Source organism: Streptomyces sp. NPDC088794 (assembly GCF_044750545.1).
GTDB lineage: Bacteria > Actinomycetota > Actinomycetes > Streptomycetales > Streptomycetaceae > Streptomyces.
Genome location: NZ_JBIVKB010000001.1, coordinates 402,281 through 423,746, shown reverse-complemented (window position 1 = coordinate 423,746; position 21,466 = coordinate 402,281). Strand labels below are relative to the sequence as shown.

At 69.9% G+C, this 21,466-nt stretch carries 16 protein-coding genes; 11 read left to right on the top strand and 5 right to left on the bottom strand.

The genetic code is table 11. The features are described 5' to 3' along the window. The first annotated feature begins 69 nt into the window (after positions 1-69). Both lysX and ACIP6U_RS01990 read left to right on the top strand, forming a co-directional pair. Positions 70-3,348 carry a bifunctional lysylphosphatidylglycerol synthetase/lysine--tRNA ligase LysX gene (lysX, locus tag ACIP6U_RS01995; RefSeq protein ID WP_401711502.1) on the top strand — a complete coding sequence of 1,093 codons (3,279 nt, stop codon included), beginning with the start codon at positions 70-72 and terminating at the stop codon, positions 3,346-3,348. 89 nt (positions 3,349-3,437) lie between these two features. Further along, positions 3,438-4,274, top strand: coding sequence for a polysaccharide deacetylase family protein (locus ACIP6U_RS01990; RefSeq protein WP_401711500.1), 837 nt, complete (start codon positions 3,438-3,440; stop codon positions 4,272-4,274). Positions 4,275-4,305: 31 nt separating this feature from the next. On the opposite strand, the gene ACIP6U_RS01985 is transcribed toward ACIP6U_RS01990, so the two are convergent. Next, entirely contained in the window at positions 4,306-4,965 is a 660-nt protein-coding gene (locus ACIP6U_RS01985) for a class F sortase (protein ID WP_401711497.1), read from the bottom strand. A 377-nt stretch (positions 4,966-5,342) separates the two neighbouring features. Between ACIP6U_RS01985 and ACIP6U_RS01980 the strand changes: the two genes are divergently transcribed. Further along, entirely contained in the window at positions 5,343-5,831 is a 489-nt protein-coding gene (locus tag ACIP6U_RS01980) for a hypothetical protein (protein WP_401711495.1), read from the top strand. 100 nt (positions 5,832-5,931) lie between these two features. On the opposite strand, the gene ACIP6U_RS01975 is transcribed toward ACIP6U_RS01980, so the two are convergent. The 3 genes from ACIP6U_RS01975 to ACIP6U_RS01965 all read right to left on the bottom strand — a co-directional run bounded on the left by ACIP6U_RS01975 (position 5,932) and on the right by ACIP6U_RS01965 (position 8,027). Further along, positions 5,932-6,462, bottom strand: a complete 531-nt coding sequence (locus tag ACIP6U_RS01975; protein ID WP_123996529.1) for a hypothetical protein — start codon at positions 6,460-6,462, stop codon at positions 5,932-5,934. Positions 6,463-6,628: 166 nt separating this feature from the next. Further along, complete coding sequence (locus tag ACIP6U_RS01970; RefSeq protein ID WP_401712878.1) at positions 6,629-7,363, bottom strand: DUF4239 domain-containing protein; 735 nt, start codon at positions 7,361-7,363, stop codon at positions 6,629-6,631. Positions 7,364-7,409: 46 nt separating this feature from the next. Beyond that, complete coding sequence (locus ACIP6U_RS01965) at positions 7,410-8,027, bottom strand: hypothetical protein (protein ID WP_401711492.1); 618 nt, start codon at positions 8,025-8,027, stop codon at positions 7,410-7,412. Between the two features lie 293 nt (positions 8,028-8,320). Here ACIP6U_RS01965 and ACIP6U_RS01960 point away from each other — a divergent pair, with 293 nt between their 5' ends. From ACIP6U_RS01960 to ACIP6U_RS01940, 5 genes are all read left to right on the top strand, one after another. After that, positions 8,321-9,277, top strand: coding sequence for an SCO0930 family lipoprotein (locus ACIP6U_RS01960; RefSeq protein ID WP_401711489.1), 957 nt, complete (start codon positions 8,321-8,323; stop codon positions 9,275-9,277). A gap of 289 nt (positions 9,278-9,566) precedes the next feature. Continuing rightward, entirely contained in the window at positions 9,567-10,379 is an 813-nt protein-coding gene (locus ACIP6U_RS01955; RefSeq protein ID WP_401711486.1) for an SAM-dependent methyltransferase, read from the top strand. After that, entirely contained in the window at positions 10,376-12,511 is a 2,136-nt protein-coding gene (locus tag ACIP6U_RS01950) for a putative bifunctional diguanylate cyclase/phosphodiesterase (RefSeq protein ID WP_401711483.1), read from the top strand. Before ACIP6U_RS01955 ends, ACIP6U_RS01950 begins: the two co-directional genes overlap by 4 nt. Before the next feature lie 228 nt (positions 12,512-12,739). Then, on the top strand, positions 12,740-13,582 hold the full coding sequence (locus ACIP6U_RS01945) for a FadR/GntR family transcriptional regulator (RefSeq protein WP_401711480.1): 843 nt from the start codon (positions 12,740-12,742) through the stop codon (positions 13,580-13,582). A gap of 132 nt (positions 13,583-13,714) precedes the next feature. Next, the gene (locus ACIP6U_RS01940) at positions 13,715-16,963 is read left to right on the top strand and encodes a discoidin domain-containing protein (RefSeq protein ID WP_401711478.1); all 3,249 of its coding nucleotides are present in this window, start codon (positions 13,715-13,717) and stop codon (positions 16,961-16,963) included. Positions 16,964-17,016: 53 nt separating this feature from the next. Here ACIP6U_RS01940 and ACIP6U_RS01935 read toward each other — a convergent pair whose 3' ends face one another. Continuing rightward, the gene (locus ACIP6U_RS01935; RefSeq protein WP_401711475.1) at positions 17,017-17,904 is read right to left on the bottom strand and encodes a LysR family transcriptional regulator; all 888 of its coding nucleotides are present in this window, start codon (positions 17,902-17,904) and stop codon (positions 17,017-17,019) included. Positions 17,905-18,023: 119 nt separating this feature from the next. On the opposite strand from ACIP6U_RS01935, the gene ACIP6U_RS01930 reads away from it, so the two are divergent. From ACIP6U_RS01930 to ACIP6U_RS01920, 3 genes are read left to right on the top strand one after another with little or no spacing between them, the layout of a single operon-like run. Next, on the top strand, positions 18,024-18,695 hold the full coding sequence (locus tag ACIP6U_RS01930; RefSeq protein WP_401712875.1) for a succinate dehydrogenase: 672 nt from the start codon (positions 18,024-18,026) through the stop codon (positions 18,693-18,695). A 2-nt stretch (positions 18,696-18,697) separates the two neighbouring features. Continuing rightward, positions 18,698-20,647, top strand: a complete 1,950-nt coding sequence (locus ACIP6U_RS01925; protein WP_401711472.1) for a fumarate reductase/succinate dehydrogenase flavoprotein subunit — start codon at positions 18,698-18,700, stop codon at positions 20,645-20,647. Further along, a complete protein-coding gene (locus ACIP6U_RS01920) occupies positions 20,644-21,393 on the top strand; it encodes a succinate dehydrogenase/fumarate reductase iron-sulfur subunit (protein WP_401711469.1) in 750 nt (249 codons plus the stop codon). Before ACIP6U_RS01925 ends, ACIP6U_RS01920 begins: the two co-directional genes overlap by 4 nt. The last annotated feature ends 73 nt before the right edge of the window (positions 21,394-21,466 follow it).

Here is a 21,466-nt window from a genome sequence, read left to right as displayed (position 1 = left end):
ACGCCTCGACGGGCGCGGCGGCCGGGGTCTTCCTACAGTCGGAACCATGACTGCCACCGTGTCGGAACCATGACGGCCACCGTGGAGGCCGTGACGCCCAAGGGCACCGGGGGCAAGAGCCGGCCTCCCGGCAGCGGCCCGCTGAGCAGGGTGCCCGAGGGTTTCGCGGCCTTTTTCGGCGCCCTGGGTCTCCTGTGCGTCCTGCTGGCCTTCATCCCGCCGCTGCGCACCGCGCTGCGCCCGGTCGTCCGCTTCCTCGACCTGCTGATCGTCCCGGTCAGCGCCAACCTCGCCTACGCCGTCTTCCTCTTCCTGCTGGCCGCGGCGACCGCCGCCCGCAAGAAGGCCGCCTGGTGGCTGGTCGTCGTCTATCTGGGCCTGCTCGTCCTCACCGACGCCCTCGGCGTGGCGGTCGGCCTGTACTACGACTCCCTGCCGTCGCTGATCGTCTGCGGCCTCGCCCTGATCCTGCTGGTCGTCGCCCGCAAGGAGTTCTACGCCGCCTCCCGCCGCGCCGCCGTCCGCCGCGCCCTCCTCGTCCTGTTCGTCGGCCTGGTCCTCGGCATCCTGGTCGGCTGGGGGCTGGTCGAGCTGTTCCCGGGCACCCTGCCGCACGGCCAGCGCCTGGCCTGGGCCGCCAACCGGGTCTGCGGCGGCCTGGTCTCCACCCGCTCCTTCGACGGCCGCCCGCCGCGCGCCCTGTACTTCCCGCTCGGCCTGTTCGGCGCGCTCGCCCTGCTCAGCGCCGCCGCCACCATGTTCCGTTCCCAGCGCATGGAAGCCGCCCTGCACGGCGACGAGGAGGCCCGCATCCGCGCCCTCCTCGCGGCCTACGGCGAGCAGGACTCCCTCGGCTACTTCGCCACCCGCCGCGACAAGGCCGTCGTCTTCTCGCCCAGCGGCAAGGCCGCCGTCACCTACCGCGTCGAGGCCGGCGTCTGCCTCGCCAGCGGCGACCCCGTCGGCGACCGGGAAGCCTGGCCGCACGCCCTCGCCGCCTGGCTGGACGTGGCCCGCAGACACGCCTGGGCGCCCGCCGCCATGGGCGCCTCCGAGGACGGCGCCAAGGCCTTCGCCCGCGCCGGACTCGGCGCACTGCAACTCGGCGACGAGGCCATCCTGCACGTGGCCGACTTCGACCTGTCCGGCCGGGAGATGCGGGTCACCCGGCAGGCCGTGCACCGGGTCCGGCGCACCGGCGCCACCACCCGCGTCCGCCGCCACGCCGACCTCACCGACCAGGAGATGGAGGAGATCGTCGACAAGGCCGACGCCTGGCGGGACACCGAGACCGAACGCGGCTTCTCCATGGCCCTGGACCGCCTCGGTGACCCGGCCGACGGCGACTGCCTCCTCGTGGAGGCCCTCGGCGAGGACGGCCGGCTGCTCGCGCTGCTGTCCTTCGTGCCCTGGGGCAAGGACGGCGTCTCCCTCGACCTGATGCGCCGTGACCGCTCCGCACCGAACGGGGTGATGGAGTTCATGGTCGCCGAACTGTGCGCCGCCGCACCCAAGTTGGGCGTGCGCCGCATCTCCCTCAACTTCGCCGTCTTCCGCTCGGTCTTCGAGGAGGGCGCCCGCATCGGCGCGGGCCCAGTGCTGCGCCTGTGGCGCCGCCTGCTCCTGTTCTTCTCCCGGTGGTGGCAGCTGGAGGCCCTCTACCGCTCCAACGCCAAGTACCGCCCCGAGTGGTACCCCCGCTTCATCTGCTACGGCGACACCGCCTCCCTCGCCCGGATCGGCCTCGCCTCCGGAATCGCCGAAGGCTTCGTCTCCGTACCGTCGTTGCGCAAGCTCTGGGGAAAGGGGCACCCGAAGGGGGCGCCCAGGCCCGCGACGACCGAGGGACTGCCGTCGTTGTCGGCGCTCGGCCTCGCCGGAGGGGACGAGGCCGGGCCCGGCGACGAGCACACCGGCCGGCCCGAACAGGTCCGCATCCGGCACCGCACGCTCGACCGGCTGCGCGCCGACGGCACCGACCCCTACCCGGTCGGCATCCCGGCCCGCACCCACACCCTCGCCGAGGTCCGGCCGGGCGAGGAGGTCACCGTCGCGGGCCGGGTCATGCTGGTGCGCGACTTCGGCGGCATCGTCTTCGTCGGCCTGCGCGACTGGTCGGGCGACGGCCAACTCGCCCTCACCCGCGAGGAGTCCGGTGCCGAACTCGACCGCTTCACCGCCGACACCGACATCGGCGACCACATCACCGCCACCGGCCGCGCGGGCACCAGCGACCAGGGCGAGACCACCGTCTTCGTGACCTCCTGGCAGCTGATCGGCAAGTGCCTGCGCCCCCTGCCCGACAAACGCCGGGGCCTGACCGACCCCGAGGCCAAGGTCCGCATGCGCTACCTCGACCTGGTCTCCAGCCCCGCCGCCCGCGACGTGGTGCGCGCCCGCTCCACCGCCGTACAGGCCCTGCGCCAGGGCCTGTTGACGCGCGGCTACCTGGAGGTCGAGACCCCGATGCTCCAGCAGATCCACGGCGGCGCCAACGCCCGCCCCTTCACCACCCACATCAACGCCTACGACCTCGACCTCTATCTGCGCATCGCGCCCGAGCTGTACCTCAAGCGACTGTGCGTCGGCGGCCTGGAGAAGGTCTTCGAGATGGGCCGCACCTTCCGCAACGAGGGCGTCTCCTACAAGCACAACCCCGAGTTCACGATGCTGGAGGCCTACCAGGCCTACGCCGACTACGACGTGATGCTCGACCTCGCCCGCGAACTGATCCAGGGCGCGGCCACCGCCGCCTTCGGCTCACCCGTCGCACGCAAGGACGGCGAGGAGCACGACATCTCCGGCGCCTGGCCGGTCAAGACCGTCTACGGCGCGATCTCCGAGGCGCTGGGGGAGCCGGTCGACGCGGACACCGAACTGCGCGCACTGCACCGGCTGTGCGACCGCGCGAAGGTGCCGTACAGCGACGAGGACGGGCGCGGGGACGTCGTACTGGAGATGTACGAGCGGCTGGTGGAGGAGCGCACCCAGCTGCCGACCTTCTACAAGGACTTCCCGACCGACGTCTCCCCGCTGACCCGCCAGCACCGCACCGACCCACGGCTCGCCGAACGCTGGGACCTGGTCGCCTTCGGGACCGAACTCGGCACCGCCTACTCCGAGCTGACCGACCCCGTCGAGCAGCGCCGCCGGCTCACCGCCCAGTCGCTCCTCGCGGCCGGCGGCGACCCCGAGGCGATGGAACTGGACGAGGACTTCCTCGACGCCCTCGAATACGCGATGCCGCCCACCGGCGGCCTGGGCATCGGCGTCGACCGACTGGTCATGTTCCTCACGGGTCTGACGATCCGTGAGACGCTCCCGTTCCCCCTGGTGCGCCGCCGCTGACCCCGATTGCTGGGCCGTGTGGGTGTATTCCTGCCGCCGCGCCGGTGTTGCTGTGGTGCGTCGGCCCTCGGCCGGGCGACTCATGAGTCATGAAGAAGGATCAGTTGCTCACGCGGCGCGGGGCGTTGTTCGCCGGCGCCGCCGCTCTGGGGGCGGCCGGCACCGCCGGCGCGGTGCTGTGGGAGACCGGCGGCGGGCAGGCCAAGCCCCCGGCTCCCGCCGCGGGACCGCAGGCGAGCCGCCCGCTCAAGCCGTCCGCCTACCGGCTCCAGCCCCTGACCGGATACGGCCCGCCCCGCAGCACCCCCGGCCGGACCCTCGTACGGCACGAGCCCTTTCTGAAGATGTCCGGTCGCGGGCGCACCATGGTGCTGACCTTCGACGACGGGCCCGACCCCCGCTACACCCCGCACATCCTGGACACCCTCGCCGAGTACGACGTGCGGGCCATGTTCTTCGTGTGCGGGGAGATGGCCGTCGACAACCAGGACCTGCTGGCCCGCATGGCCGACGAAGGGCATGTCGTCGGCAACCACACCTGGTCCCATCCGCTGCTGACCCGCTTGACCCGCAAGCAGATCCACTCCGAGATGGACCGCACCAGCGAGGTCATCGAGGAGGCGTACGGGGAACGGCCGCAGTGGTTCCGCGCGCCCTACGGCGCCTGGAACCGGGCCGCCTTCCAACTCGGCGCCGACCTGGGCATGGAGCCCCTCGCCTGGACCGTCGACACGCTCGACTGGACCACCCCGGGCACGCGCACCATCGTCCACCGGGTCGAGGGCGGCGCCGCCCCCGGCGTCGTGGTGCTCTCGCACGACGCCGGGGGCGACCGCTCCCAGAGCGTCCGGGCCCTGCGCGACTATCTGCCGCAACTGCTGGATTCCGGCTATCACATGAGCGTGCCGAGACGGCGTACCGCATAGACCGAATTCCGCCCGCCCGGTCGGGGAACGCTCAGCGGACCTCGACCAGGCGGGCGAACACGACCACGTTCCCGTCGTATCCGTGCTGTTTGGAGAAACCGCCCCCGCAGGTGATGACCCGCAATTCGGGGGTGCCCTTCGAACCGTAGACACGGTCGCCGGGGAAGTCGTTCTTCGCGAAGACCTCGATGCCGTAGATCTCGAAGACGGCCGTCTTTCCGTCCTTGCGCGCGACCTCTACTCGATTTCCCTTCTTCAGGGCCCCGAGTCCGTAGAACACGGCGGGGCCCTGTTTGTTGTCGACGTGGCCGACCACGACCGCCGTGCCTTTCTCGCCCGGCGACACCGCGCCGGTGAACCAGCCCGCCAGATTCGGATCCTCCGGCGGCGGCGCTCCCACCCAGCCGTCCGAGTCCAGGCCGACCGCCATCACGGGCGCGTCGACCCGGATCGACGGAATCCTGACCCGGTCGGGCATGGAGAACGCCAGCGGCTGGGCCTTGGCGAAGGTCCCGGGCACATGGCTGTCGGCCGCGGCCGCCGAGGCGGGCTGCGGCGGACCCACGTCGAACTCTCCCGAACCATTCCGAATGAGCGCGAGGCCGGTCAGCAGAACAAGCGCTATCACGCCCCAAGGAGCACGCTTCTTCGGCTGCGGCTCCTCCTCGTCGGCCAGCTCGAACGCAGACATTCGATTACCCCTCTCGACGCGGCCGTCGCCACGTCATTCGCGCATACGAGAACGCTAAGTCCCGCGCGTGAAACCGGCGACGGGGGAGAAGCGAACGGGTGGCCGTCCCCGTGTCGTCGTTCCTGGTGTGGTCCGGCCGTTCCCTTTCCCGTACTCCTTTGGTGCGCCATCCGAGTTGCCGTGCGCAGGAATTTTCTGACGGTCCGTGACCTGCGGTGATATCCGATTGTGCGGTTATCTCTCGGCGTGTCTTCTCACCAGGACGGACCAGCGCCGAAATGCGGCTTGGCGCAAGGCAACTGAGGGTCTGTCTGGGAGGCGCTTTCTCGCCGATCCACCGGGGAACAGGTCCCGGGGCGTCTTCCGCGGAGGATCACATGCGTACCACTCGTGCCCTGGCGGCCTCGGCCGTCGCGGTCGCCGCACTCGGACTCGCCGCTCCGGCGGCCGTCGCGCGCGACGGAATGAACCTGAGTCCCAGCAACATCGTCGCGTTGCCCAGCGTCATCGCCCGGGGCGGGCAGCTGACCCTGACCGTCGACAACTGCACAGGAACGGCCACCGCGACCTCGGACGCGTTCCCGGCGACCACCCTCTCGGGCACCAGCAGCCTGATGCGGGGTACCGCCACGGTCAACCGCAACGTGCGCACGGGCTCGCACAGCATCACGGTCACCTGCGCCAACGGATCCGTCGTCAACCCCGCCGCCTTCACCGTCATCGGCGGTGTCCGCGGTGGTCTCGGCGGCAGCAGCACCAGCGGGGCGACGCCGACCGACATGGCGATCGGCGGCGGTCTCGTGGCCGCGGCCGCCGTAGGCAGCGGACTGTTCTGGATGCGCAGGCGGTCCGAGAAGCGCATCTGACCTCACCCCCTTCGGAGGCGGATCGCACGCACAACAGGCCTTCGCCCCGGATCCCTTGTCAGGATCCGGGGCGAAGGCCTGTGCGGGTGAGGCGCCGGGGTCAGCCGCCGTCCTCGCCGGTGCGGCGGCGCGAGAAGTGGTACGCCGCCCCGACCGAGCCCACGATGAGCGCGGCACCCATACCGAGCTCCTTGACGTCGAACCCGGCGATGCTGCCGCCCTCACCGGCGTGCACGCCCCGGTAGGGATTGAGCGGCACCGGTGTGGGATTGACCGGGCGTCCGCCGGCGATGGTGAGATCCGTCGATCCGCTCGCGCCGTCACACGCGAACGTCACCTGGTACAGCGCGCCCGGCTTGGCGTCCCAGTCGACCATCGCCGTCGCCGACGACTGACCGGGGCGGATCCGCACCGTGTCGAAGACGGCCGAGGTGACCGTCGCCGTGCCTCGGCAGCCGCCGTCACGGTTCAGCTGGAGCGTGACCTGACCGCCCGCCGCGATGGTCGAGGGCAGGACGCTGAAGCCGAACGGCGTGATGTTGCCGTCGGGGCTCGCGACCGCGGCGGGTGCGGAAAGAGCGAGGGCGCTGATGCCCAGCAGTGCGGCCGAAGCGACGCGTATCGCGCGCATGGTGGTTCCTCCGGTCCCCGAGGAGCAGCAGCGGACCTGTTCCGCTTGCGCCGGAAATGCACCTCGATGATCGAAACGCTAGGAACATGTGTACGTGTGCGCGATCGCAGTCGTGCGAATGGGGCAACCGTGTGGGCCGCTCAGGGGAACGGCGTTTGAAGGGCCGTCAGCCCCCGATGTGGGGGAAGAGCCGCAGGAAGGGTTCCGCCGACGCCGTGATGCCCCGGCTGTAGGGCGAGTCGAAGTCCCAGATGAGGAACAGCAGGAAGGCGATCAGGGCGGAGAACAGCCCGGCCAGGATCAGTTCACGCGTGGTGCGCCGGATCTGCAGGGCGAAGATCATTCCGATGGTGACCGCGGCTCCGGTCAGCAGTCCGAACCACACCACGCCCGGCATGGTCGCGCCCATGGCGTCCGCCCGTGCGTTGCGGGCCTGGTCGGCCGCCATCACCTGGTCGATCAGCGGCTGGTAGGCCTGTGCCTGGAAGTCCGTCGTCGGCTGGTAGTCGGTGACGTCCACGCGGATCTTCTCCAGGAGGTCACTGCCCCGCTGGGTGACCTCGCCGTGGTCGGCCATCGACTTCCACTCCTTGTCGACGACCTGTCCGACATAAGCGTCGACGTCGTCCCGAATGCGGTCACGGACGTCGGGCGGATAGACCCGGACCCGTTCCGAGATCTCGTGCAGCGCGACGGCCTCGGCCTGCACGTGGTCCTGGGCGGCGCTGCGGGCCTCCCACACCCCGGCGATGGCCAGGCCCAGGACGATGGCGTACACCACACCGATCCACATCGTCATGTACTCGATGACGTCGGGGGTCTCACTGGTGTCCTCGTCGTCGGACGCCGTGCGGTGCCGCAGGAAGGTGATGATGACCACCACGACGCACGCGGCCAGCATCGCGAGAGTGAGAACAAGCCATTCCGGCAAGAGGTGCCTCCAGGAATCAGCGCGGCCGCAGGGCGGCGACGGCGACCACGGCGGGAGTCGTGATCAGCAGGACGAAGGTGAGCGGGGACGGACTGTTGTGGGTCGGCCGCTTGGGGGCCGGGGCGCGGTATTTCGGGTAGCTCACCGGACTGGCGCTCGGACCGGGGGCGGGCTTGGCCGAGGGCTTCGGCGTAGGTGTGGGCTTCGGAGGGGGCGGGGGAGTCGGGGCCGGCGGGCGCGGGGCCGGCCGGGCGGCGGGTGGCGGGGCCGGGGGCGGCGGCGTGGGGGTCGGCTTCGGGGTGGGCTTGGGTTTCGGGGGCGGCGGCTTCGGCGTGGGCGTGGGTGTGGGCTTCGGCTTGGGCGGCGGCGGTTTCGGCGGGGGGCTGGGCGTCGGGCTCGGCGTGGGCTCGGGACACGGCGGAGGCGGCGGGGGCTTGGGACAGCCCGGAGGGGTCGGCCAGCCGAGGCTTCCGGCGACCGCCACCGCCTCCGTGCCGTCCGGGCCGGTCGAGGCGTACGCGCACGCGTCGGCCACCGCCACGCCCGCCGGTGCCCCCATCAGCAGCCAGGCCAGCGTCACCGGTGCCAACAGCCGGGCGGTGAGGCCGATTCGGGTCGGTTCGGGTCGATGCACGACGGAGATCATGAGCCCTCGCGGGCCCGCGCACGCGATGGCGCAGAAGGATTGGTCCTAACGGGGGAAGTAGTGGGCCCGGGGGTTTGATCAGGACTCGCTCACGTCTCCGGCAATGCGCACGTATGCGCGAGAAACGGGGCGAGTCGCACAGGTTGGTGCGCCTGTGTCACAGGTTCCGGAAAGAAATATGCGGGGCGGTTGAACACAACCGCAGGCCCCATGCGTACTCAGTGCCGTGCGGCGGCGCAGCAGGGCGCTGCGATAAGCCTTGGGATTATGGGGAGTTGAAGATGAAGACCTCCTGGCGGAGCGCCTCACTCGTGGCAAGCGCTGCGGCTGTACTGGCGCTGACGACGGCGTGCGGTCAGGAAAGCGGAACGTCGGGGGTGGGCAGCCAGAACGTGGGCGCCACAGCGCCTGCGGGCGGTTACGGCAGCGTCCCGGCGGCCGGCGCGAGCGCCAGCCCCAGCAATGGCTACGGCGCCGACGGTCAGAATCTGGGCACCCAGACGACTCCCGCGGGCAAGCTCGCCGTCGCCGAGGACGCGGAACTCGGCAAGGTGCTCACCGATGGCACGGGCCTGACCCTCTACCGATTCGACGACGACACCGCCGAGCCGCCCAAGTCGAGCTGCGACGGCGACTGCGCGACCGCCTGGCCGCCGGTGCCCGCGGACGACGCCACGGCCGGCGCCGGTATCGACAAGGCCCTGCTCGGCGAGGTCACCCGGACCGACGGCACCAAGCAGCTCACCATCGGCGGCTGGCCGGCGTACCGCTACGCGAAGGACACCAAGGCCGGTGACATCACCGGTCAGGGCGTGGGCAAGAAGTGGTTCGCGCTGGCCCCCGACGGCAAGAAGGCCACCCTCGCGAGCCTGCCCGGACTCTCCGTGCGCAAGGACGCCAAGCTCGGCGACATCGTCGTCGACAAGAACGGTCACACGGTCTACCGCTTCCTGAAGGACGTGGCCTGGCCCGACCCGATCTCCAACTGCACGGGCGCCTGCCTGGACAAGTGGCCGGTCGTCGGCCCGGTCGAGGCCAACGACACCAAGGGCCTCAAGAAGAGCGGCCTCATGGCCATCACCCGGCCCGACGGCATCAAGCAGATGACCGTCGACTGCTGGCCGGCGTACACCTTCGCCGGTGACGAGGCTCCCGGTGACACCAACGGTCAGGGCGTCGGCGGTACTTGGTACGTCATGGCGCCCGACGGAAAGCCGATCGGCGCACCGAAGAAGTAGGGATCACCTCCCCAGGGCTGATCGCACCGGACAGCGCACGATCGAATGGTCCGCCCCCTCCGCACCGCACGGAGGGGGCGGACCGCTTTTGTGTTCCGGCTTTATGTTCCGGCGGGCATCTTTTGCTCTTCGGGGGATGTCGAGTTGCCCTTTTTGAGCGGGCGATTACGGCATGTGCCGCAGGCAGTGACCGGGAACGGACGGTCAATTTCCGTTTGGGCTCGCCCCGTTGGCAGGCGATCAGTAGCCTCAGCTCGAACACCGGATCGCCTACGCCTTGGAGAGATAGATGGAGCGTCCCGCCTGGGCCCCCCGGAGCATCGACATCTCGGTGCCCAGCGTTTCGCGCATCTACGACTACTACCTGGGCGGTTCGCACAATTTCGAGGTCGACCGGGAAGCGGCCCGCAAGGCCATGGACTTCATGCCGGGACTTCCCAAGATCATGCAGGCGAACCGGGCGTTCATGCGCCGCGCGGTGCGGTTCGCCGTCGACGAGGGCATCACCCAGTTCCTGGACATCGGCTCCGGCATCCCGACCTTCGGCAACGTCCACGAGGTCGCCCAGTCGGCCCGGCCCGGCACGCATGTCGTCTACGTCGACCACGACCCGGTGGCCGTCGCGCACAGCCAGGCGGTCCTCGCCGGCAACGAGGACGCGGACGTCGTCGCCGCCGACCTCCGCAAGCCCCAGGAGATCCTCGCAAGTGCCGAAGTACAGCGGCTGATCGACGTGAACCGGCCGGTGGCCCTGCTCCTCGTTGCCATACTGCACTTCGTGGAGGACGAGGACGACCCGTACGAAGCGGTGGCCCAGCTGCGCGACGCACTCGCGCCCGGCAGTCTGCTGATCCTCACCCATGCCTCGTACGAGGGAATCCCGCTCCCCCCGGAGCGGGCCGCGGGCACGGTGGACGTATACAAGGACATTCGCAACCCGCTGATCATGCGCTCGCGCGAGGAGATCGCGCGGTTCTTCGAGGGGTACGACATGGTGGAACCGGGACTGGTGCCGATGCCGCACTGGCGGCCGGAGACGGCACTGGAGGACGAGGATCCCTACGCGTTCTCCGGGTTCGCCGGCGTGGGGCGCACGGCGTGAGCGCGGAGCCGGACGGGCCGGAGGACAGACTGCGCCGGTTCGCGACGATCTGGAGCCGGGCGGTGTTCCCGGTGACCTCGACGTCGCTGACCCGGCCGGAGTTCGAGGAGCAACTCCTGCCGCTGGCCCGGCGGTTGAGCCAGGCACTGCACACCCGCACGCTCGACGCCGACGAGGGCAGAGCGGTCGGCGCCGCCCTCGTCGCCGCGCACTGCACCGACCCCGAGGCGCTCAGCCGCTCGCTGGACTGTGTGCACGCCTATCTGGTGCTCTACTGCGGCGAGGACGGCGACCAGGAGGACCTGCGGGCCCGCGCGGCCCGGTTGCAGCACGCCATGGCGGCCGGGTACGCCCAGGCGCTGCGCGAGCGCACCCTGGCCGAGCAGGAGGCGATCTCGGCGGCCGCGCTCAAGGCGCAGGGCGTGGTCGCCCAGGCGCTGCACGCGAGCGAGGCCCGCTTCCGGGCCGTCTTCGAGGGCGCGGCCATAGGAATCGGCATCGCCGACCTCGAAGGCAACATCCTGCAAGTCAACGGCGCCCTGCTGCGCATGTTCGGTCTCACCGACCAGATGCTCCGCGGCCGGCGGGTCCAGGAGTGGACCCACCCCGAGGACGCGCCCCAGACCTGGACGCTCTACGACGAGCTGGTCCGCGGCGAGCGCGAGCACTACCACGTGGAGAAGGCCTTCTCCCGGCCCGACGGGACGGCCCTGTGGACCAATCTGACGGTCTCCCTGCTGCGTGACGCGGACGGCGAACCGCAGTACCAGCTCGCCCTCATGGAGGACACCACCGAGCGCCGGCTGCTCAACCTCCGACTCCGCTACGAGGCCACGCACGACGCGCTGACCGGCCTGCCCAACCGGACCTTCTTCTTCGAGCGGCTGGAGAAGGCGCTGGGTGCCGGGACCGGCCAGCGCTTCGGCCTGTGCTACCTCGACCTCGACGGCTTCAAGGCCATCAACGACAGCCTCGGCCACGCGGCCGGCGACCGGCTGCTCGTCGAGGTCGCCGACCGCCTCCAGGCCTGCGCGACCGCGCCCGGCGAGATGGTCGCCCGGCTCGGCGGCGACGAGTTCGTGGCCCTGACCACCGGGACCGGCACCGAGCGCGAGGTCGACGAACTCGCCGAGCGCATCATGAACGCCCTGGTCACGCCGATCAGCGTGGACGGCAGGGAACTCCTGGTGCGCGGCAGCATCGGCATCGTCGAGGGCCCGGCGGGCGAGCGCACCCCCGCCGAGGTGCTGCGCAGTGCCGACATCACGATGTACCGGGCCAAGTCCGCGGGCGGCAACCGCTACGAGCTCGCCGACGAGGAGGCCGACGCCCGCGCCATCACCCGGCACGGGCTCACCACGGCACTGCCCATCGCCCTGGAGCGCGGCGAGTTCTTCATCGAGTACCAGCCCCTGGTCCACCTCGGCGACGGCACCGTCCGCGGTGCCGAGGCGCTGGTGCGCTGGCTGCATCCGCAGCACGGCGTCCTCGGCCCGGACCGCTTCATCCCGCTCGCCGAACACACGGGCCTCATCGTCCCGTTGGGCCGCTGGGTGCTCGAACAGTCCGTCCGCCAGGCGCGCGAGTGGCGCGAGCGGTTCGAGGACGCGGGCCCGATGCGCATCAACGTGAACCTCTCGCCCTGCCAGCTCACCCACCCCGGCCTGGTGCAGGACACCGTCGACATCCTGGAGCGCGCCGGCGTCCAGCCGGACGCCCTCTGCCTGGAGGTCACCGAGTCCGCGCTCATCGGCGCTGACGACGACCTCCTCAAACCCCTGCGCCGGCTCGCCGAGATGGGCGTCGACATCGCCCTCGACGACTTCGGCACCGGCTACTCCAACCTAGCCAACCTCCGCCGGCTGCCGGTGAGCATCCTCAAACTGGACCGCTCCTTCACCCAGAGCATGCAGCAGTTCCCGGCCGACCCCGTCGACCTCAAGATCGTCGAAGGGATCGTCTCCCTCGCCCACAGCCTGGACCTGGCGGTCACGGTCGAGGGCGTGGAGACCGGCGCCCAGGCCGAACAACTCCGCATACTGGGCTGCGACACGGCCCAGGGCTGGTACTACGCCCGCCCGGGCCCGCCGGAGCGGTTGCACGAACTGGCGTTGGTGGACGCGACGGGCTGAGCCGCCCGGACGCAGAGGAAGCACAGGGTGTCGGCCGAGGAGATCCTTCTCCTCGGCCGACACCTTTTCCCGTTCCCGGCCCGGGCGCCTCACCGGCCAATAGACCTGTTTCATTTGGCGATACGCCGCCACATCCACCACATGAATCAGGTTCTGTTCGACATCTTCCCTCCCTGGAACCCGGATGCCATAGTGACCATCATCGATGAACCGGGTTAATCCACAGGCATGGAGGGTTGCACAGTGGCCGATGCGTCACCGGGGGCCGACGGTCCCTACCGGCCGGGGTACGAACTCGTCGCCGAGCAACTGCTGGAGTACATCGCCGGGCAGAACCTGCGACCGGGCGACCGGCTCCCCACGGAGGCGGGCCTGGCCGAAGTCCTGGGCGCCTCCCGCAACGTCACCCGCGAGGCGGTCAAAGTCCTGGCCGCCATCGGCCGGTTGAGCGTACGGCGAGGCGCAGGCATCTTCGTCGCGGAGGCCTCCGGCGGGCTGGTGGACGATCACTTGGCGCACTTCCGCCCGACGAGCATGGACGACGTCCTGATGCTCCTGGAGTACCGCACCGTGATCGAGTCGGAGACGGCCCGCCGGGCCGCGGGCCTCGCCACCCCCATCGAGGTCCGCACCATCAGGGAGGCCGCGCAGAGGTCACTGACGGCGGCCCAGCGCGGCGACGCGCACGCCTTCGCCGAGGCCGACGAGGCCTTCCACGACGCGGTGGGCGCCGCCGCGCACAACGTGTTCCTGAGGTCGAGCGTGGCCGGCGTACGGCGCCTCGCCGCCCAGTCCGACGTGCTGCTCTTCCACGGCGACGCGCCCGGCTCGCTGGAGGCCGCCGCACGACAGCACCTCGCCATCGCAGAGGCGGTCGCCGCGGGGGAGGCCGATCTCGCGAGCGAGTTGATGGTGGAGCACATCGCCACCACGCGCACCCAGTTCGAGCGGAAGATCCGCGACCGGCTGTTCAACCTCGGTGACCGCGCCGCCCCCGGGGCACCCGCGCGGCCCTCGACGAGCGCCGGTCCCGGCGACTCCTCACTGCCCCCGCAGACGTCCGCCTCCTAGGCCGACTTCGTACGGGCGCATTCCGACCGACGTCCGGAGAGGCCGGTGGACGACCGGCCTCCCGCGTCACATCCCCCAGGCGATTGGATTTCCGTGTCTGTTCCGTCTGCGCGCAGGGGCCGCCGTGTGCCCGTGCGAAGAGTTCTCATAGCCGCCGTGTCCCTGGCCGCCGCGGCGGCGCCCCTGACCGTCGCCCCGGCCCAGGCCGCCGCGCGACCGTCCGGCCTCACCGTCTACGTCTCCCCGACCGGCAAGGACACCGGCCGCGGCACCGCCGACCACCCCTTCAAGACCCTTGAGCACGCGCGGGATTACGTGCGCGACGTCAAGTCCAAGGTGCGCGGTGACATCCATGTCCGGCTCAAGTCGGGCACGTACCAGCTCAGTCGCACCTTCGCTCTGACCGCCAAGGACTCCGGTACGGGCGGGCAGCGGATCGTCTATGAGGCCGCGCCCGGTGCGCATCCGGTGGTCAGTGGTGGCAGGCAGGTCACGGGCTGGACGAAGGCGGATGCCGAAGGGAAGGTCTACAGGGCGAAGTTGACGGGCCTGGACACCCGGCAGCTGTATGTGAACGGTGAGTTGAGGACGCGGGCCCGCAGTGGGAAGAACCCGGCCGGCTTCAGCAAGACGTCGACCGGTTACACCTTCACCGACTCCGCCATCAGCGCGTACAAGCGTCCCTCGGATCTCGAAGTGGTGAGTTCCTGGGGCTGGAAGCTGATGCGCTGTCCGGTGGCGTCGATCTCCGGCAATGCGATGACGATGCAGGAGCCGTGCTGGCACAACGCGCATCTGCAGAGCGGTCAGGAGATCCAGAATCCGACCTGGCTGGAGAACGCGCGGGAGCTGCTGGACAGTCCGGGGGAGTGGTATCTGGACAAGGGCGCGGGCTATGTCTACTACCAGCCCGAGCAGGGCGAGAACATGAAGACCGCGGACGTGACCGTGCCCGTGATCCAGGATCTGGTCGACCTGAACGGCACCCGCAGCCAGCCGGTCAAGAACGTGTCCTTCGAGGGCCTGACGTTCTCCTACTCGACCTGGCTGGAGCCGAGTTCGCCCGACGGGTTCATCGAGGGTCAGGCCGGTTTCCGGATGGTCGGCAAGGACAACCCGGACTTCGACTCCACGCGTCTGCACTGGAAGAAGACACCCGGCGCGGTCAACGTCAGCCATGGTCAGGGCGTCGAGTTCACCGGCAACACCTTCACCCATCTCGGTGCGGTGGGCTTGAACCTCAACACCGGTACGCAGCACACCGACATCACGGGCAATGTGTTTCGTCAGATCGCCGGGACCGGCGTCCAGATCGGTGGGGTCGAGTGGGGTGACGCCCATCCCGATGATCCGAGGGACATCACCAAGGACACGCGGGTCGACAACAACGTCGTCACCAAGGTCGCCGATCAGTACAACGGGTCGCTCGGCATCCTGGCGGGTTACACCGACTCGACGGTGATCACGCACAACAAGGTCTACGACCTGCCGTACTCCGGTATCTCTGTCGGCTGGGGCTGGGGGCTGACCGACCAGGGCGGCAACTCGGCCTACCCGAACAACGCCGGCATCCCGGTCTCCGACACCCCCACCATCAGCCGCGACACCGTTGTCACCGACAACGAGATCAGCGACATCATGAAGTCGCAGGCCGACGGCGGAGCGATCTACACACTCAGCAGCAACCCCGGCGGCACGGTGGCCGGCAACTACATCCATGGGGTCCCGGGCCCCGCCTACGGCGCCGTCTACCACGACGAGGGCAGCCGGCACTGGACCAACACCGGCAACGCGTTCTGTGACGTCTCCTTCCAGTGGCTGCTGATGAACCACGCCGAGGAGAACACGGCCAAGGGCAACTACACGACCCAACCCGCCTTCAGCGTCCAGTACTTGAGCAAGAACAACGACGTCAACGGCAACATCACGGTCGGCGCCTGCGACCAGCTGCCCGCCTCGATCGTGAACAACGCCGGTCTCGAAGCGCCCTACCGGCACCTCGACCCGGGCCCCGTGGTCACCGACCACAAGGCGCCCACCGCCCCCGGCACCCCGACCGCGGTCACCGACTTCCCGACCGTCGCCGACCTCAACTGGCCCGCCGCCACGGACGACACCGGCGTCACCGGCTACTCGGTCCGCCAGGACGGCAAGCTCGTCAACGCCTCCGGCAAGACCTCCGTACGCATCTCCGGCCTGACGGCCGGAAAGACGTACACCTTCACCGTCACCGCGCGTGACGCGGCCGGCAACGAGTCCGCGCCGAGCAAGGCCATCAAGGTCACCATGCCGGACGGCAAGGACCTGGCCCTGAACAAGCCGGTCACCGCGTCCTCCGACTCGGAGGGCAACGTCCCGTCGAAGGTGAACGACGGTGATCTGAGCACCCGTTGGGCCCAGGGCCTCGGCCTGCCCGACCCGTCCTGGATCCAGGTCGACCTCGGCGCCTCGTACGACGTGAGCGGAGCGATCACCACCTTCGAGTTGAGCAAGGGCTACAAGTACCGCATCCAGGTGTCGCCCGACGAGGTCCACTGGACGACGCTCGCGGATCACACGGCCGACAGCACCACGGCGCAGACCGACTACGCGCACACCGACACCCCGGTCGCGGGCCGCTTCGTCCGGCTCACGGTGACCGGTTCCAGCGGCAACGGCGGCAGCATCTACGACTTCCAGGTCTACGGCACCGCCCGCGCCCCCTCCGACCACAGTGCCCCCACGAGCCCGGGGCAGCCCACCGTCAAGGCGCTGCTGCCCAGTCTGGTGGACGTCAGCTGGCCCGCCGCCACCGACGACACCGGGGTGACCAGTTACGTCGTCTACCAGGACGGCAAGCGCATCGCTGTCACGGACAGGACGACACTGCGGGTCGCGGGTCTCAAGCCGGCGACGGCGTACTCCTTCACCGTCGTGGCCAGGGACGCCGAGCTCAACACCTCCGAGCCCAGCCCGGCGGCGGAGTCGACCACCCCGGCCGACGACGACCTGGCCCTGAACAAGGCGGCGACCGCGTCCTCCGACTCGGAGGGCCATGTGCCCGCGAAGGCCGTCGACGGCGACCTGACCACGCGGTGGGCGCAGGGCCTCGGTCTGCCCGACCCGTCCTGGATCCAGGTGGACCTCGGCAAGGACACCAGCGTCTCCGCGGTGGTCACCACCTTCGAGCTGGCGAGCGGTTACAAGTACCGCCTGGAGTACTCGACCGACGGTCAGAGCTGGTCGACGTTGGAGGACCACACCGCCGACAGCACCACCGCCCAGGTCAACTACTCCCTCGCCGACACCCCCGTCACCGCCCGCTACCTCCGCCTGACCGTCACAGGTTCCAATTGGAACGGCGGCAGCATCTACGAACTCCAGGCGTACGGCGGCTTCTGAGCCGTACGCACGGGCGGGCGCCGGCAGCCGAAGTCGCGGCCGGCGCCCGCCCGTCACCCCTCCAACAGCATCCGCTGAAGCTCCCGCGCCGCCCGAGGCGGAGCCACGTCACTCCGGTGAGCCAACGCGATCGTCCGCGCCAACCCCGGCCGGGCCAGCGGGGTGACCCGCAGTCCCCGCCCCGAGCGGGCAGCGACCATCCGGGGCACCACGGCGACTCCCAACCCCGCCCGCACGAAGCCCAGCACCGCGTCCATCTCGCCCCCCTCGACGGAGAAACTCGGCTCGAACCCCGCGGAGCGACACGCGGCGACGGTCAACTCCCGCAGGTCGTACCCGTGCCGGAACATCACGAGCCGCTCGCCCTCCAGGTCGGAGATCCGCACGGTCCGCCGCCCGGGCCCACCCGGCGCGGGCGCCTCGGGTGAGGACACGACCACCAGGTCCTCCCGCAGCAACTCCACCGTCGTCAGCGCCGGAGACGGCGTCGGCAGCGGCAGCACGACGAGTGCGAGATCCAGCGCCCCACGGGCGAGCTCCCGTACGAGGTCGTGCGAGCCGCTCTCCTCGATCAGCAGCCGGATCCCGGGATACCGGTCGTGGAAGGCGCGCAGCACATCCGGCAGCAGGCCCGTGCACAGACTCGGTGTCGCCCCCAGCCGCACCCGCCCGCTGCGCAGCTGCACCAGCTCCTGCACCTCGTGCCGGGCCGTGTCCGCGTCGGCCAGGATGCGGCGGGCCAGCGGCAGCAGGGCCTCGCCGGCGTCGGTGAGCGCGATGTTGCCGCGCGCCCGCAGGAACAGATCCGCCCCCAGCTCCCGCTCCAGCGCCTTGATCTGCTGGGAGAGGGAGGGCTGGGCGACATGGACCAGGTCGGCGGCCCGGGTGAAGTGCCGCGTCTCGGCGACGGCCACGAAGTACTGGAGCTGCTGGAACTGCATACTCGTACCATAGTCGCTGCCTATCGAATCAAGCCGGACCATGTCTTGGACCGATCGGCGTTCCGGGGCCTAGCGTCGGTGGCATGGCTCTGGCAACGCGGACGGACCGACGGCCGTCGATGGCGCGGATCGTGTGGGACAGCTCCGTCGGCAAGAAGACCGTGATGGCCGTCAGCGGCCTGATCATGCTGCTCTACCTGGTCGTCCACATGATCGGGAACCTGAAGATCTTCTTCGGTTCCGGCGAGTTCAACCACTACGCGCACTGGCTGCGCACCGTGGGCGAGCCCTTCATGCACTACGAGTGGACGCTCTGGCTCATCCGGATCGTCCTGGTCGTGGCCGTGATCGCGCACGCCACCTCCGCCTACCAGCTCAGCCGTCGTGACATCAAGGCGCGACCCAGCAAGTACGTGCACAAGAAGCGGCAGGCGAGCTACGCGACGCGCACGATGCGCTGGGGCGGGATCATCCTCGGCCTGTTCATCGTCTGGCACATCCTCGACCTGACCACCGGGACCGTGCACTCCGGCGGCTTCCAGGAGGGTCACCCGTACCAGAACGTCGTGGACACCTTCTCCACCTGGTACGGCAACGTCATCTACATCGTCGCGATGCTCGCGCTCGGCCTGCACGTACGGCACGGCTTCTGGAGCGCGGCCCAGACCCTCGGCGCCGGCAGCCGCACCCGCGACCGCGCCCTGAAGACCACCGCCAATGCCCTCGCGCTGCTGCTCACGGCCGGCTTCATCGCCGTCCCCGTGGGCGTCATGACCGGAGTGGTGAGCTGAACATGACTTCCTACGTGGACTACGCGACCGGTGAACCCGTCGTCGACACCAAAGCCCCGACCGGGCCCGTCAACGACCGCTGGGACACCCGCCGCTTCGAGGCCAAGCTGGTCAACCCGGCCAACCGCCGCAAGCACACCGTGATCGTCGTCGGCACCGGCCTCGCCGGCGGCTCGGCGGGCGCCACCCTCGCCGAACAGGGCTACCACGTCGTCCAGTTCTGCTACCAGGACTCCCCGCGCCGCGCCCACTCCATCGCCGCGCAGGGCGGTATCAACGCGGCCAAGAACTACCGCAACGACGGCGACTCCATCCACCGGCTCTTCTACGACACCGTCAAGGGCGGCGACTTCAGGGCGCGCGAGTCCAACGTGCACCGCCTGGCGCAGATCTCGGTCGAGATCATCGACCAGTGCGTGGCGCAGGGCGTGCCGTTCGCCCGGGAGTACGGCGGTCTGCTCGACACCCGGTCGTTCGGCGGTGTGCAGGTGTCCCGGACCTTCTACGCCCGTGGCCAGACGGGGCAGCAGCTGCTGCTCGGCGCCTATCAGGCGCTCAGCCGGCAGATCGCCGCCGGGAACATCGAGATGCACGCGCGCACCGAGATGCTCGACCTGATCGTCATCGACGGGAAGGCGCGCGGGATCGTCGCCCGCGACCTGATCACCGGGAAGGTCGACACCTACTTCGCCGACGCCGTCGTACTGGCGAGCGGCGGCTACGGCAACGTCTTCTACCTGTCGACGAACGCCATGAACTCCAACGCCACCGCCGTCTGGCGGGCGCACCGGCGCGGAGCGCTCTTCGCCAACCCCTGCTTCACGCAGATCCATCCGACCTGCATCCCGCGCACCGGCGACCACCAGTCCAAGCTGACGCTGATGAGCGAGTCGCTGCGCAACGACGGCCGGATCTGGGTGCCGAAGGCCAAGGGCGACGAGCGTCCGGCGAACCAGATCCCCGAGGACGAGCGCGACTACTACCTGGAGCGCATCTACCCGTCCTTCGGCAACCTGGTCCCGCGCGACATCGCCTCCCGGGCCGCGAAGAACGTCTGCGACGAGGGCAGGGGAGTCGGTCCCGGCGGACAGGGCGTCTACCTCGACTTCGCCGACGCCATCCAGCGGATGGGGCGCAAGGCGGTCGAGGAGAAGTACGGCAACCTCTTCGACATGTACGCCCGCATCACCGCCGAGGACCCGTACACGGTCCCGATGCGGATCTACCCGGCCGTGCACTACACGATGGGCGGACTGTGGGTCGACTACGACCTCCAGACCAGCGTCCCCGGCCTGTTCGCGATCGGTGAGGCCAACTTCTCCGACCACGGGTCCAACCGCCTCGGTGCCTCCGCGCTGATGCAGGGCCTGGCCGACGGCTACTTCGTCCTGCCGGCGACCATCAACGACTACCTCGCCCGCAACCCGCACCAGAGCACGGTCACCGACGAACACCCCGAGGTCCAGGAGGTGTTGGCCGACACCGAGGACCGGCTCAACCTGCTTCTGTCGGTGGACGGCGACCGCACGCCGGACTCCTTCCACCGTGAACTGGGCGAGCTGATGTGGGAGTTCTGCGGCATGGCCCGCAGTGACTCCGGACTGCGCAAGGCCCTTGAGCGCATCCCGCAGATCCGCGAGGAGTTCTGGCGGCGCATCAAGGTGCCCGGCACCGGCGAGGAGTTCAACCAGTCCCTGGAGAAGGCCAATCGAGTCGTCGACTACCTGGAGCTGGCCGAGCTGATGTGCCTCGACGCGCTGCACCGCGCCGAGTCCTGCGGCGGCCACTTCCGCGAGGAGTCCCAGACCCCGGACGGCGAAGCGGAGCGCCGGGACGAGGAGTTCTCGTACGCGGCCGCCTGGGAGTTCACCGGTACCGGCGAGGCTCCCGTCCTGCACAAGGAAGACCTGGTCTTCGAGTACGTCCACCCCACCCAGCGGAGCTACGCATGAAGCTCACCCTGCGCGTCTGGCGGCAGCGGAACGCCGACGCCGACGGCGCCATGTCCACCTACGAGGTGGACGGCATCTCCTCCGACATGTCCTTCCTGGAGATGCTGGACACGCTCAACGAGGAGCTCATCCTCAAGGGCGAGGACCCGGTCGCCTTCGACCACGACTGCCGCGAGGGCATCTGCGGCGCCTGCTCGCTCGTCATCAACGGCGACGCGCACGGCCCCGAGCGCACCACCACCTGCCAGTTGCACATGCGGTCCTTCGAGGACGGCGACACGATCGACATCGAGCCCTGGCGGGCGTCGGCGTTCCCCGTGATCAAGGACCTGGTGGTGGACCGCTCGGCGTTCGACCGGATCATCCAGGCCGGTGGCTACATCACCGCCCCGACCGGCGCCGCGCCCGAGGCCCACGCGACCCCCGTCCCGAAACCGGACGCCGACTTCGCCTTCGAGCACGCGGAGTGCATCGGCTGCGGGGCGTGCGTGGCCGCGTGTCCCAACGGCGCCGCGATGCTGTTCACCTCGGCCAAGATCAACCACCTCAACGTGCTCCCGCAGGGCGCACCCGAGCGCGAGACCCGCGTCCTCGACATGGTCGCGCAGATGGACGACGAGGGCTTCGGCGGCTGCACCCTCGCCGGCGAGTGCGCCACGGCCTGCCCCAAGGGCATCCCGCTGGTCTCCATCACCAGCATGAACAAGGAGTGGCTGCGGGCCACGCGCAAGGTCGCCAAGCGCTGAACTCCGGACACCAACTCCCTTGTGGGAAAAGAACGTTCGCCGACAAGGTGCGGACGGGCGGGACCGGGAGTGG